Genomic DNA, 13,025 nt, shown 5'->3' with positions numbered 1-13,025 from the left:
GAGTTGGTACCACCCCTTCCCATCCCGAACAGGACCGTGAAACGACTCTGCGCCGATGATAGTGCGTCAACACGTGTGAAAGTAGGTTATCGTCAGGCTTGTTATACGAAAAAGCCCTGGTTCTTTGAACCAGGGCTTTTTTTTGCGCGGGTGGAAACCAAGCTCTCAAAACGGGTAGCTGACGCGTACGATGGCGAAATTCACGCCGTTATTTGGCTTTTTTATCCCGCCGTTCGAGAAATGCTGGATTTTAAGAGCGAGATCCAGGCCGTCGGCGAACACGTAGCCAACGCCGATGTGATCCCCAAATTGGAACCGTGTTGAAAGGCGTTTACCGTTGTTGTCGTAAAGCGCTGAAAGAATATGCGCACCGATTCCCGCTTCCGCATACAGACCTCTCAGAGAATCGTTCTGCAGACGAAATACGGGGGTAATTCCGAGGGTGTTAATGTGCTGGGTTTGCCCCGGGACGTTTTGAAAACGTGTTCCTCGCCAATGTGCAATGCTCAGATCCCAGTATCCTCCAATATGGGTGCCGTTCGAACGCCACCACTGACTAGTCCATCCCCATTGCGCTCCGAGTCGAACCATCTTTGTACGTGTGCCAGTTCCCACTTCAGCTGATACCGAATCCGCGCCAAAGCAACTTCCGCTGAATGCGAGCAAACCTATCCAACCATAGAGCGAACACCGCAGTACTCTTCTTTTCATAATTCCCACTCCATTTCCGAAGCGAATTGACTTTATTGTACGCAGGAGTCGGCAATCACACCTTGTCGTTCCGTAAGACTTGCATGCCAGATTGATTCCACCTCCTCGTTTTTCCATTAGGGAATGTATGGCGGTTCTGGGCGGCCCGGCACATCGACGCGCATGCATAGCACGCATCCGGAAAGGGGGTATTCCTGTAACTCCGCAACTGATCGCTTGTTACTTACGGTTGTAATGAACAATGTGCGGAAATCGGGGCCGCCAAAGGCAACCATGGTCGGGCAACGCGCCGGCAACTGGATCTCCCGGAGAATCTCGCCTTCCGGTGAAATTCTAAGGATTCGCCCGCCTTCATACATGGCACACCAGTACGCGTTTTCGCTATCAACCGCGGCTCCATCCGGCCGGCCGCCGTAGCTGTCATTCCTGTCCGCTGAAAACTGCATGAAGTCGCGCGTACCGGATAATGTGCCTGCTCGAAGATCGAAGTCGTACGCGCGGATCCGGTGAGCCGTTGTGTCAGCGTGATACATGGTGCGATAGTTCATGCTGAAGGCCAGACCGTTTGACACGGTTACTGGCTTGCCCGCGGGGCGAACCAGTCCCCGTTCAACGCAATAAAGCGAACCCAGAGGCTGGTCACGCGGATCGTATAAAGTGCCGACCCATAGCCGCCCGAGAGCATCGCAGCGACCATCATTGAACCGTGTGTGCTCCGGAGGATAAGGGGGCGGCGCCACCGGTTCCAGCATGCCGCTCCTCGTATCCAGCAGTACCAGTCCGGTACGTAGGGCGACGAGCAGTTTACCGCCGGCGCACCAGGCAATGCAGCCAGGCTCGGCGGGCATGGGCCAGACAGTCCGTTTTTCGTTCTCTGGCCGGTAACGGAGCACTGCCTGCCCGGCAATGTCGATCCAGTACAGTGCTTCCTCTTCCGGATGCCAAAGCGGTGTTTCGCCCAGAAGCATCGCTTGATCGAATAGCACTCGAATATCGCGGTCCGGCATGGACGTTGTTTTTTTGAGATGATGCGTCATTATGCAATGGATCCCTATTTCTGGAGGATAAGGTCTTGAATGCTTCCGCCCCCCTTCCGACAATCGCGTTTCTCGGCATCGGCTTGATGGGGAAACCAATGGCAACGCGGCTGTTGCTTGCTGGCTATCCACTTATCGCATGGAACAGAACCCGCTCAAAAGCAGCGGCACTCTCCTCGCTCGGCGCCCGCGTCGCAAACCATCCGTCCGATGCCGTCAGCGGCGCTTCCATCGTAATTACGATGCTTGAAGCGGGGCCAGCAGTTGCGGAAGTGCTCGAAGCTGCCCGAGACGGCATTAAAGCGGGGACATTGGTAATTGACATGAGTTCAACAAAGCAGTCTGAAGCAGAGGGGTTTCGTGCCCTGCTTGCCGCGCAGGGCATCGCTTTTATAGACGCGCCAGTTTCCGGCGGCGTGCTTGGCGCTGAAGCCGGGACTCTGGCAATCATGGCCGGAGGCGCCGCAACAGATTTTGCATATGCGGAACCTGTGCTGACCAAAATGGGGCGTCCTACCCTCGTTGGTCCTGCTGGCTGCGGCCAGTTGGCCAAGTTATGCAACCAGTTGATAGTTGGGGCCACCTTGTCCATCGTTGCAGAAGCGCTACTTCTTGCCGAAGCCGGCGGAGCCGATCCGGCCGCTGTCAGAGCGGCAATCCGCGGGGGCTTCGCCGAGAGCCGGATTCTTGATGTACATGGGCAACGCATGCTGGAACGCAACTTCATGCCCGGTGGCCAGGTGAAGAGCCAGGCAAAGGACCTGGAAAACGTCCTCGCCGCCGCGACCGCAGCCGGCATTACTCTCCCGGTTACCGAACTGGTGGCGCAAAACTATCGCAGCATCCTCGATACATTCCCGCTCGCGGATCAATCGGCCGCGCTGTTGGCGCTTGAGCGCCTGAATCCCGGCAAGCGGGTCGGCGCAGCCCCGGACAAACTTCCCTAGTGTGAACGGATAGGTTTTAGGGTAACGCACCCGACCAACGCGTGCGCCCCCTCTGCATGACCACGGCTTGGGGCAGCATCAACACGCAAGGATGCGTCAGGACATTCTTCCACGATTCGCTTTCTATAAACTATGACCATCAAGCTTCAGGAGCGCACTGACTGGCGCGCTGTCTGGCGGCTGATCAAGCCATATTGGAGTTCCGAGGAGAAATGGCGGGCGAGAGGTTTGCTCGCCGCCGTCGTCGCGCTTGCGCTGGGAATGGTGTATCTCGACGTGCTCTTTAACGAATGGAACAGGGATTTCTACAACGCGCTCGACAACAAGGATTATCCTGCCTTCCGCGCGCAACTGTGGCGTTTTTCCTATCTGGCTTTCATATACATCGCGGTTGCGATCTATCGCGTCTACCTCACGCAGGCGCTCGAGATGCGCTGGCGTGCCTGGATGACCCGGCAATACCTCGGTGAATGGCTGACCAACCAGGCGTATTACCGCATCGAGCAGACGCGTTCCGCAGACAATCCGGACCAGCGCATCGCAGAGGACCTGAACTATCTCACCAGCGGCACGCTCACGCTGTCTCTGGGACTGCTGTCGGCAGTCGTTACGCTGGTGTCTTTTGTCGGCATTCTGTGGTCGGTGAGCGGCCCCATGGCGCTTATGCTCGGCGGCCGGGAGCTGACGATTCCGGGCTACATGGTCTGGTTCGCAATTGCCTATGCGGTCATCGGCTCGTCCGTGGTATGGATAATCGGCCGGCCATTGGTGACGCAAAACTTCTATCAACAACGCTATGAAGCCGATTTCCGCTTCGGCCTGGTGCGCATTCGCGAATATGCGGAAGCGATTGCGCTGTACCGCGGGGAGTCACAGGAGCAGGCACAGCTTGCCGGTCGCTTCGAATGGATATGGCGAAACTGGTGGGCGATCATGCGAACGACGAAGCGTTTGAACCTCGCTTCGAATTTCTATGCGCAGTTCGCAGTCATTTTCCCATTCCTGGTCGGCGCACCGCGCTATTTCGCAGGTGCGATCAAGCTCGGGGAACTCATGCAGATCAGTTCTGCGTTCGGGCACGTGCAGGACGCCTTGTCCTGGTTCATCAATGCTTTTACCTCACTTGCAAGCTGGAAAGCCAGCGTCAATCGCCTGGCCGGTTTTCATGAAGCGGTAACGGCCGCGCGTACCCAGGTCTCGGGTATCACAGTTTCACGTAACAACGTCGGGGCGATCCTGCTGGATGATGTCAGCCTTGCGCTCCCTTCCGGAACCAGGCTGACGCAGGCAATCTCGTCCGAGATTCATCCCGGCCAGCGCATCCTTGTGACGGGGCCGTCAGGTTGCGGGAAGTCGACGCTGTTTCGCGCATTGGCGGGCATCTGGCCCTATGGCGAAGGCACGGTCGAACTGCCGAATCAGGCAACACTGCTGTTCCTGCCTCAAAGGAGCTATCTCCCGATCGGTACGCTGCGGGCCGCGATCGCGTATCCCTTTGCCGAAAAGGCCTACAAGGATCGCGCGATCTGTCATTACCTGGAAGGGTGCATGCTGCCGCATCTGGTCGACAAACTCGATGAGTCGGATAACTGGAACCAGCGTTTGTCCCCCGGAGAGCAGCAGCGGCTTGCATTCGTCCGTGCATTGCTGGCCCGGCCCCAGGTATTGTTCCTGGACGAGGCAACCAGCGCGCTGGACCCCGCTGCGGAAGCGGCGCTGTATGAACTCCTGCTGCGGGAGTTGCCCGCGGCGTCGTTGATCAGCATCGCGCACCGGGAGGGTGTCGCGAAATATCATCAGATTCGTTGGCAATTTGTTCACGGATATCAAGAGCAGGACGGGTTAGTGCGCGCTACGGAGCAGCCGCGCTATACAATTCGCCCATCACTGATTTCTTGATCCTGAGCAGCTGTGCCGGCAGGCAGGAGCGCCGCGCGGCGTGCACGACCTGCATCACGTACGCCTCCATTGACCGTGACGACATACATGATCCGCTTCGCCGTTTCGTTTGCTTTGCTGCTCACCCTGGCGGGATGCGCCACACAACAAGATCCGCAGCCACAGAAGCCGAGCGCCTCGGCTTCGTCCTTGAATACGCGGCTTTCCGTTTTTTCCAGGTATCCAGCCGGTGGTTTGCCGGACGGCTGGGAGCCGATGATACTGCTTCGAAACAAGCAGCGTACAGAGTACCAGTTGGTGAGAGACGCGGACACTACCGTGCTGCACGCACGCGCAGAGAGCGCATCTTCCGGCCTGATGCTCAAGGTCGACGTGCAGCCGCAGCAACAGCCTTGGCTACGCTGGAGCTGGAAGATCAACAGCCTAGTCAAGTCTGCAGACAACACCAAGCGAGCCACCGAGGACTCTCCGGTACGCATCATCCTCGGCTTTGACGGCGACAAGGACACGATGCCTTTCGCAGACCAGATCCTGTTCGAAACCGCCAGGGTGATGACCGGTTACGACTTCCCCTATGCGACACTAATGTACATTTGGGAAAATAACGCGCCGGTGGGGACCGTGATTCCCAGCACCTATACCAGTCGCATCAAGATGATGGTCGCCGAAAGCGGCTCCGAGGCGCTTGGCGACTGGCGCGATTTCACGCGGAATATCGCAGAGGATTATGAAAAGGCGTTCGGCGAGAAGCCGGGGCGGCTGATCGGCATCGGCGTCCTTACGGATACGGATAATACTGGAGAGACTGCCGAAGCATGGTACGGCGACATCCAGTTGCTGCAAGAGCGCTTTGCGCATGAGGGTGATGCAGCACAGCCTTTATCACTCAGTCAGGGCAAGTAGCGCAAAACTTGCCAACCAATGCGTGCCCGCATAATGGCCTCGCACGGCATGGACTAGCGAGGCGTCGAGGTGCGACTCGACTGCTACCTTGACGCGGGTACGAAGCGGCTCGGACAGCTGCGGCAACAGCTTCTTCCAGCACCAGGCGCGGGCCAGGTTAACGCCATCCAGGTGCGCCAGCTTCGGATCACTGCGATCCGTCACCTTCAGCGGCGACAGCCAGGTCTGCAAATCCTGTGGTGACGGACAGAACAGCTCCCACCAATCCGCATAACTACAGGCATCGACAAGGCGTAGCATCAGCGCGGCTTCGATCAATCCTGCAGAAAGAAAGTCATCGCCGCCGGGCTCATAGGAGGCCGGATAGCGCCGGTCGTGCCCGAACCAGGTATTGGCCTTGGTCGCGATCAGTTTGCGCAGCGCGAGATGCTGGATACGTTCGGCATAATCCAAGGCAAGCATCAAGCCGAATGCGCTGTTGGCGTGCGTACCGGAGCGCACGGGATATTGTGCGATCGGAAGGTAGTCCTGGTAATAACGCACAATCAGCTCCGCGAACGGCTGCAATGCATCCCGCCAGGAGGAAGCTTCGGGATCGGATTTCGCGAGGGCGATCAGTTCTGCCTGCAGCTTCAGCAGCCACGACCAGCCGTAGGTGCGTTCGAACGACCTGCGCGATGGATGCTGCAGATAGGCGATTTCAAGTGCGACGTTGTCCGGCGTGAACGCGGAATCGAACAATGCGACGATCTGTCCGCTCTCGGACATCCTGCCGTTGCAACGCAGTAGCCGCGCAAGCGACCAGTGCATGTGGACACTCGAATGCCAGTCGTAGCTGCCGTAGAAGATGGGATGCAGCGCGCGCGGGCTGCGCAGGTCCTTCGGATCGTTGAGGACATGTTCCGGTTTGTTTGGATACTCCTGCCGGACATTGCGCAGCGCTACCCTCGCCAACCGGTGCGCCAGATCCTCCGGCAACCTGGGGCCGGCGGAGTCGCTCACGGCGCCCTCACTCCTTGCGCAGCCAGGACTCCGCCAACCGCACCCAGAAGGTCGCGCCGATAGGCAGCAGGTCGTCATTGAAGTCGTAGCTGGGATTGTGCAGGTTGCAGGGGCCGAGGCCATGTCCGTGGTCACGATGCGCGCCTTCACCGTTGCCGATGAAGACATAACAGCCGGGTTTTTCCTGCAGCATGAAGGCGAAGTCCTCTGCCCCCATCGTCGGTTCCACCTGTGCGTCGACGCAGTTATCGCCAACGATGGATTTCATCACCTCCACCGCGAAGGCGGTTTCCCTTGCATGGTTGATCAGGGGCGGGTAGTTGCGCTTGAAGCGGAAGTCCAGCTGCGCGTCGAATGCGCTCGCCGTATGCTCGGCGATTGTTCGCATACGTTGTTCGATCAGGTCGAGCACGCCATTGGTGAAGGTCCGAACGGTGCCGACCAGGGTTGCTTCATCCGGGATGATGTTGGTTGCGCTGCCAGCATGGATTTGGGTAATCGACAGGACGCCGGCGTCGAGCGGGTTCTTGTTGCGGCTGATGATGGTTTGCCAGCTTTGCGCAATCTGGATCGCGACCATGATCGGATCAATACCCTTGTGCGGCTGCGCGGCATGCGCGCCCTTGCCCCGGATAACGACCTCGAATTCGTTGGAAGAAGCCATCATCGGGCCTGCCGTGACGCCGAAAGTGCCAACCGCGACGCCGGGCCAGTTGTGCATGCCGAAGACTGCATCCATCGGACACTCTACGAACAAGCCGTCTTCCATCATGCGGCGTGCGCCACCGCCGCCTTCTTCGGCCGGCTGGAAGATCAGGTAGACGGTACCGTCGAAATTGCGGTGCTGAGAAAGATGGCGCGCCGCGCCGAGCAGCATGGCAACGTGGCCGTCGTGTCCGCAGGCGTGCATTTTTCCGGGGTTGCGCGACGCGTGCGGGAAAGTATTGATTTCCTGCACGGGAAGGGCGTCCATGTCGGCGCGCAGGCCGATCGCACGCTTGCTCGTGCCGTTGCGGATAATGCCAACCACACCCGTGCCTCCCATGCCGCGAAGCATCGGAATGCCCCATTCGGTCAATTTTCTGGCAATGACGTCGGCGGTACGATGCTCTTCGAAGCAGAGTTCAGGGAATGCATGGATATCCCGCCGGATCTGCCGCAGTTCGGCCTGAAATTCGAGAATCGGGTCAATCAACTTCATATAGGTCTCCAAATGCATGCACGGTATGGCAATTGCCCGCCTGCATGCATGCCGCCTGCGATATAGGTATATTACGCTTAGGTCGGGAGGGTATATTTTAACTATAGCAAACGCGCCTGCGCGTTCTTCCTTCCCATGATTAAATTGCCGCCCGCCTTGCAATGCCGTAGAGGCACGCTTGGCGGGTCGTGGAATCCGTTATGACTGCCACTATTGTCCGTGCCACCTGTCCCCATGATTGTCCCGATACCTGCGCGTTATTGGTCACGGTGCAAGACGGTGTCGCCACCGCCGTGCGTGGTGACCCTGAACACCCGACCACGGCCGGCGTGTTATGCACGAAGGTGTCGCGCTACGTCGAGCGCACCTACCACAAGGATCGCCTGCTTTACCCGATGAAGCGTACCGGCCGGAAGGGCGAAGGGCGCTTCGAGCGGATCGGCTGGGATGAGGCGCTGGATACGATCGCGGGACGCTTGAAGGAAATCGCCGCACGCGATCCGCAAGCGATCGTTCCCTACAGCTACGCCGGCACAATGGGGCTGGTGCAGGGGGAGTCGATGGCGGCGCGATTCTTCCACAAGCTTGGCGCCTCGCTCCTCGATCGCACGATTTGCGCATCTGCCGGCGGCGAAGGATACAAATACACGATCGGCGCCCGTATCGGCACCGATCTGGAGCAGTTCGACAATGCGAGGCTGATCCTGATCTGGGGCGGCAATCCGATCGCGTCGAACCTGCATTTCTGGATGCGCGCGCAGGAAGCGAAGCGGCGCGGTGCAAAATTGATCGCCATCGATCCGTACCGATCCCTTACCGCCGAAAAATGCCATCAGCATATCGCCCCGATGCCGGGCACCGATGCTGCGCTCGCGCTGGGCATGATGCACGTGCTGATCGCCGAGAATCTTGTCGACGAGGATTACGTCACGCGGCACACTCTGGGTTTTGAGCAGCTCAAGGCGCGTGTGGCGGAGTGGACGCCGGAGCGGACTGCGCGGACTTGCGGCATTCCTGCCGAAGACGTCGTGCAGCTCGCGCGCGAGTACGGCGGCACGGCGAAACGCGGCGAACCGGTGGCGATCCGGCTGAACTATGGCGTGCAGCGCGTGCACGGTGGCGGCATGGCGGTACGCAATATCGCCTGCCTGCCTGCCCTGGTCGGCGCGTGGCGGCATGCGGCCGGAGGCATTCAGCTTTCCACCTCCGACGCCTTTCCGAAAAACCCGACCGCACTGCAACGGCCGGACCTCCTTTCCCGGCAGGTGCGCAGCATCAACATGAGCACCATCGGCAACGACCTGCTACGCGAAACGTCGGCGGAGTTCGGGCCGAAGATCGAAGCGCTTATCGTCTACAACTCGAACCCGGTAGCGGTCGCCCCCGAGTCACAGAAGGTCGCCCGGGGATTCGCACGGGAAGACCTGTTTACCGTAGTGCTCGAGCACTTCCAGACGGACACCGCCGATCATGCGGACATACTCCTGCCCGCGACCACCCAACTGGAACATGTCGATATCCATTCGACCTACGGCCATACTTACATGATGGCCAACAACGCGGCGGTTGCGCCGCTAGGCGAGGCAAAGCCGAATACTGAAATCTTCCGCCTGCTCGCCGCGCGCCTGGGCTTCGATGATCCGTGCTTCCGGGAGAGCGATGAGGAAATCGCGGCGCAGGCATTCAATCGAAGCGATGCGCGCGCAATTCATTTCGACTGGGACGCGCTACGGCAAAAGGGCTGGCAAAAGCTGGTATTGCCGGAAGCCCCGTTTGCCGAGGGCGGTTTTCCTACCCCGTCCGGCAAATGCGAGTTCTACTCGCAGCGCATGCGGGATGCCGGCCTTGACCCTTTGCCTACGTATATTCCTCCGCACGAGTCCGTTGCAAGCAGCCCGGCATTGGGTAAAAAATATCCCCTCGCAATGATTTCTCCACCGGCAAGGAACTTTCTCAACAGCACCTTCGTCAATGTGCAGAGTCTGCGCGACACGGAAGGCGAACCGCATCTCGACATGCATCCCGAGGATGCGGCAGCGCGCGGTATTGAGGACGGCAACCAGGTACGCATCTTCAATGACCGCGGGTCATTCGTCGCCAAGGCGCGCGTTACCGACAAGGCGCGGCGGGGGCTGGTGGTGGGATTGTCAATCTGGTGGAAGAAGTTTTCTGCCGATGGCAAGAACGCCAACGAAGTCACCAGCCAGCAGCTGACCGACATGGGCAAGGCGCCAACGTTTTACGACGTGCTGGTGCAGGTGGAGAAGGCGTAGGAAGCATGAAAATGAAGTGGCGGGCTTTAATCTTTTGCGGTGCTGCTGCACTGACGGCCGGTTGTGCACAGCTGGGGTATTTTGTGCAGGCGGCGCACGGCCAGCTCTCCTTGCTGTCGGAGGCTCGGCCGATCGACGACTGGATCGCCAGCCCCGATACCGAGGACAAGCTGCGTGGCAAATTGTCGCGGGTCAAGCAGATACGTGCGTTCGCCGCGCGCGAACTCGACCTTCCCGACAACGATACTTTTACCACCTATGCCGACGTCAAGCGGCCCTTCGTAATGTGGAACATCGTTGCCACACCGGAGCTGTCGTTGAAGCCACTGCAATGGTGCTTTCCCGTCGCCGGATGCGTGAACTACCGCGGCTACTACAGCAAGGACGATGCGCAGGCATACGCAGCGCAACTGCGCGCCGAACGCTACGATGTCGAAGTGTCGGGCGTGCCGGCCTATTCCACCCTGGGCTGGTTCAAGGACCCGGTACTCTCGACATTCATCCAGTATCCGGACGGGGAACTTGCACGCCTGGTTTTTCATGAACTGGCGCATCAGGTGGTGTACGTTCCGGGCGATTCGCGTTTCAATGAATCTTTTGCCGTCGCGGTCGAAGAGGCAGGCGTCGAGCGCTGGATGGCAGTGTACGGAGATGAAAAGATGCGTAAGGCATATGCGGCATATGAAAGCCGCAAGCGCGATTTCCTCGCCCTGCTGATGAAGCACCGCAAGCAGCTGGAAGAAAATTTCCGGCGTGATGTCAGCGATGATGAGAAGCGCAGGGAAAAAGCCGTGATCTTCAAGTCGCTGAAGGACGAGTACCTGGTGCTGAAGGATTCGTGGGGCGGCTACAGCGGCTATGACCGCTGGTTCGCAGAGCCTCTGTCCAATGCCCACCTGTCTGCGGTTGCTACCTACCATGATTTCGTTCCCGGTTTCCGCGCAATGCTGGCGCAGGAGAAAAGCATGGGCAAGTTCTACGAGGCCGTGCGTCAGCTTGCCTCGCTCGACAAGGAAATGCGGCACAGGCAGCTGGCGGAGCTTGGACACTCCCCCTCGATGACAGCGGAAAATTTGCACGGTGCGACTCCGCGCTGATTCATCCAATCCGATTCCTGAATATGACAACGCGACCCAAGAGGTCGCGTTGTCGTTTATGGCGCCAGCGGGGGAGCGATTGATGCGGTGCAATAAAGGCCGCCTAGAAGAATTCTTCTTATTCCGCTTAAAGGGCTTGCAAGTGAGCGCGACGCCCGATAGCATTTATGCTGACAAAAAAGAACCGTCGTTCGATTATTTTCGGGCGGTCGTAACCATCACATCAAAAAGACAAGAGGCAGACAATGGAAAAAATGTGGCTGAAGTCCTATCCGAAGGGCGTGCCGTCGGAAATCGATTACACGCAGTACCGCTCGCTGGTGCACTTGCTCGAAGAGTCCTTCCGCAAGTACGCGTCCCGCAACGCCTATGTCTGCATGGACAAGTTCCTGACCTACGGCGAGGTCGACGAGTACTCCAAGCGTCTCGGCGCATGGCTGCAAGGGCGCGGCCTGAAGAAGGGCGCGCGCGTGGCAATCATGATGCCGAACGTGCTTCAGTATCCGGTTGCGATCGCAGGTGTGCTGCGCGCCGGTTATACCGTAGTCAACGTCAACCCCCTCTATACGCCGCGAGAACTCGAGCACCAGCTCAATGATTCCGGCGCCGAAGCCATCATCATCCTCGAAAACTTCGCGACCACGCTGGAGCAGGTGCTGGACAAGACCAAGGTCAAGCACGTGGTAGTGGCAAGCATGGGCGAGATGCTCGGCGGTGTGAAGGGCATGCTGGTCAACTTCGTCGTGCGTAACGTGAAGAAGATGGTGCCGGCGTTTTCCCTGCCAAATGCGACCCGCTTCAAGCAGGCCCTGGCCGAGGGCGCCCGCATGTCGCTCAAGCCGGTCGACCTCAAGCATGAAGACGTCGCCTTCCTGCAGTACACGGGCGGCACCACCGGCGTGTCCAAGGGCGCAACCCTTACCCACCGCAACATCATCGCCAACGTACTGCAGAACGACGCATGGGCGAGACCCGTGCTGGATCGGGAGCCGAAGATCGACCCGCTGACGATCGTCTGCGCGCTGCCGCTGTATCACATCTTTGCGCTGACCGCCTGCTGCCTGATGGGTACCCGCTGGGGCGCGATGAACATCCTGATCCCGAACCCCCGTGACATCCCCGGCTTCGTAAAGGAACTGGGCAAGTACAAGTTCAACCTGCTGCCCGCGGTGAATACGCTTTACAACGGCCTGCTCAACAACCCGGATTTCGCCAAGCTGGATTTCTCCGGCCTCAGGGTGTGCAACGGCGGCGGCATGGCGGTGCAGAAGGCGGTTGCCGACAAGTGGCTGAAGGTGACTGGTTGCCCGATCGTCGAAGGTTACGGCCTGTCCGAAACCTCGCCGTCGGCCACGATCAACCCGGCGGATGCCACCGAGTTCTCCGGCGCCATCGGCCTGCCTATCCCCTCGACCGAGATCGCAATTCTCGACGATGAGGGCAAGCCGGTGCCGCTTGGCCAGCCGGGCGAAATTGCCATCCGCGGCCCGCAGGTGATGGTCGGTTACTGGAATCGCCCGGACGAGACCGCCAAGGTCATGACGCCGGACGGTTTCTTCAAGTCCGGCGACGTCGGCATCATGGACGAGCGCGGCTTCGTGCGTATCGTCGACCGCAAGAAGGACATGATCCTGGTGTCCGGCTTCAACGTCTATCCGAACGAGATCGAGGGCGTGGTCGCGGCCCATCCGGGGGTGCTGGAGTGTGCCTGCATCGGCGTGCCGGATGCTAACTCGGGCGAGGCGGTCAAATTGTTCGTGGTGCGCAAGGATCCGTCGCTGACCGTGGAGCAGCTGATGAACTACTGCAAGGAGCAGTTCACCGGCTACAAGAAGCCGAAGTACATCGAGTTCCGCGACGAGCTGCCGAAGACCAATGTCGGCAAGATCCTGCGGCGCGAGCTGCGCGACGAAAAGAAGGCAGCCTGAGCCTCGCTTTCCCGGTACATCGAAAAC

General features: G+C 59.2%; 10 protein-coding genes and 1 rRNA gene. 7 read left to right on the top strand and 4 right to left on the bottom strand.

Features of this window, described 5'->3' with window-relative positions:
* Positions 1–98 (top strand): 5S ribosomal RNA (gene rrf, locus VEC01_RS15525); the annotation flags it as partial.
* Positions 99–165: 67 nt separating this feature from the next.
* Here the strand turns inward: rrf and VEC01_RS15520 are convergent.
* Positions 166–591, bottom strand: coding sequence for an acyloxyacyl hydrolase (locus VEC01_RS15520; protein WP_324901811.1), 426 nt, complete (start codon positions 589–591; stop codon positions 166–168).
* A 236-nt stretch (positions 592–827) separates the two neighbouring features.
* Positions 828–1,748, bottom strand: coding sequence for an SMP-30/gluconolactonase/LRE family protein (locus tag VEC01_RS15515; protein ID WP_324901805.1), 921 nt, complete (start codon positions 1,746–1,748; stop codon positions 828–830).
* 35 nt (positions 1,749–1,783) lie between these two features.
* On the opposite strand from VEC01_RS15515, the gene VEC01_RS15510 reads away from it, so the two are divergent.
* From VEC01_RS15510 to VEC01_RS15500, 3 genes are all read left to right on the top strand, one after another.
* A complete protein-coding gene (locus VEC01_RS15510; protein WP_324901804.1) occupies positions 1,784–2,695 on the top strand; it encodes an NAD(P)-dependent oxidoreductase in 912 nt (303 codons plus the stop codon).
* 132 nt (positions 2,696–2,827) lie between these two features.
* Positions 2,828–4,594 carry an ABC transporter ATP-binding protein/permease gene (locus tag VEC01_RS15505; protein ID WP_324901803.1) on the top strand — a complete coding sequence of 589 codons (1,767 nt, stop codon included), beginning with the start codon at positions 2,828–2,830 and terminating at the stop codon, positions 4,592–4,594.
* A gap of 87 nt (positions 4,595–4,681) precedes the next feature.
* Positions 4,682–5,497, top strand: a complete 816-nt coding sequence (locus tag VEC01_RS15500; protein WP_324901802.1) for a DUF3047 domain-containing protein — start codon at positions 4,682–4,684, stop codon at positions 5,495–5,497.
* Here the strand turns inward: VEC01_RS15500 and VEC01_RS15495 are convergent.
* Together VEC01_RS15495 and VEC01_RS15490 are read right to left on the bottom strand one after the other, a co-directional pair.
* Entirely contained in the window at positions 5,477–6,499 is a 1,023-nt protein-coding gene (locus VEC01_RS15495) for a DUF2891 domain-containing protein (RefSeq protein WP_324901801.1), read from the bottom strand. The genes VEC01_RS15500 and VEC01_RS15495 overlap by 21 nt on opposite strands.
* 7 nt (positions 6,500–6,506) lie before the next feature.
* A complete protein-coding gene (locus VEC01_RS15490; RefSeq protein ID WP_324901810.1) occupies positions 6,507–7,700 on the bottom strand; it encodes a M20 aminoacylase family protein in 1,194 nt (397 codons plus the stop codon).
* Positions 7,701–7,900: 200 nt separating this feature from the next.
* Between VEC01_RS15490 and VEC01_RS15485 the strand changes: the two genes are divergently transcribed.
* The 3 genes from VEC01_RS15485 (at position 7,901) to VEC01_RS15475 (ending at position 12,998) form a co-directional block, all read left to right on the top strand.
* Positions 7,901–9,973 (top strand): molybdopterin oxidoreductase family protein, encoded by a 2,073-nt coding sequence (locus VEC01_RS15485; protein WP_324901800.1) that lies wholly within the window; start codon positions 7,901–7,903, stop codon positions 9,971–9,973.
* Positions 9,974–9,984: 11 nt separating this feature from the next.
* Positions 9,985–11,070: an aminopeptidase gene (locus tag VEC01_RS15480; protein ID WP_414691457.1), complete on the top strand. Its 1,086-nt coding sequence runs from the start codon at positions 9,985–9,987 to the stop codon at positions 11,068–11,070.
* Positions 11,071–11,315: 245 nt separating this feature from the next.
* Positions 11,316–12,998, top strand: a complete 1,683-nt coding sequence (locus VEC01_RS15475) for a long-chain fatty acid--CoA ligase (protein ID WP_324901799.1) — start codon at positions 11,316–11,318, stop codon at positions 12,996–12,998.
* The last annotated feature ends 27 nt before the right edge of the window (positions 12,999–13,025 follow it).

It is taken from the genome of Noviherbaspirillum sp. (assembly GCF_035627455.1).
Lineage (GTDB): Bacteria > Pseudomonadota > Gammaproteobacteria > Burkholderiales > Burkholderiaceae_D > Noviherbaspirillum.
This window is presented reverse-complemented; position numbering and strand designations above follow the sequence as displayed.

What these genes read in the sequence shown, in the direction of transcription:
- VEC01_RS15485 (WP_324901800.1), top strand. Translation starts at nt 7,901, where the DNA reads ATGACTGCCACTATTGTCCGTGCCACCTGTCCCCATGATTGTCCCGAT.
- VEC01_RS15505 (WP_324901803.1), top strand. Translation starts at nt 2,828, where the DNA reads ATGACCATCAAGCTTCAGGAGCGCACTGACTGGCGCGCTGTCTGGCGG.
- VEC01_RS15520 (WP_324901811.1), bottom strand. Translation starts at nt 591, where the DNA reads ATGGTTCGACTCGGAGCGCAATGGGGATGGACTAGTCAGTGGTGGCGT.
- VEC01_RS15480 (WP_414691457.1), top strand. Translation starts at nt 9,985, where the DNA reads ATGAAGTGGCGGGCTTTAATCTTTTGCGGTGCTGCTGCACTGACGGCC.
- VEC01_RS15515 (WP_324901805.1), bottom strand. Translation starts at nt 1,748, where the DNA reads ATGACGCATCATCTCAAAAAAACAACGTCCATGCCGGACCGCGATATT.
- VEC01_RS15490 (WP_324901810.1), bottom strand. Translation starts at nt 7,700, where the DNA reads ATGAAGTTGATTGACCCGATTCTCGAATTTCAGGCCGAACTGCGGCAG.
- VEC01_RS15475 (WP_324901799.1), top strand. Translation starts at nt 11,316, where the DNA reads ATGGAAAAAATGTGGCTGAAGTCCTATCCGAAGGGCGTGCCGTCGGAA.
- VEC01_RS15500 (WP_324901802.1), top strand. Translation starts at nt 4,682, where the DNA reads ATGATCCGCTTCGCCGTTTCGTTTGCTTTGCTGCTCACCCTGGCGGGA.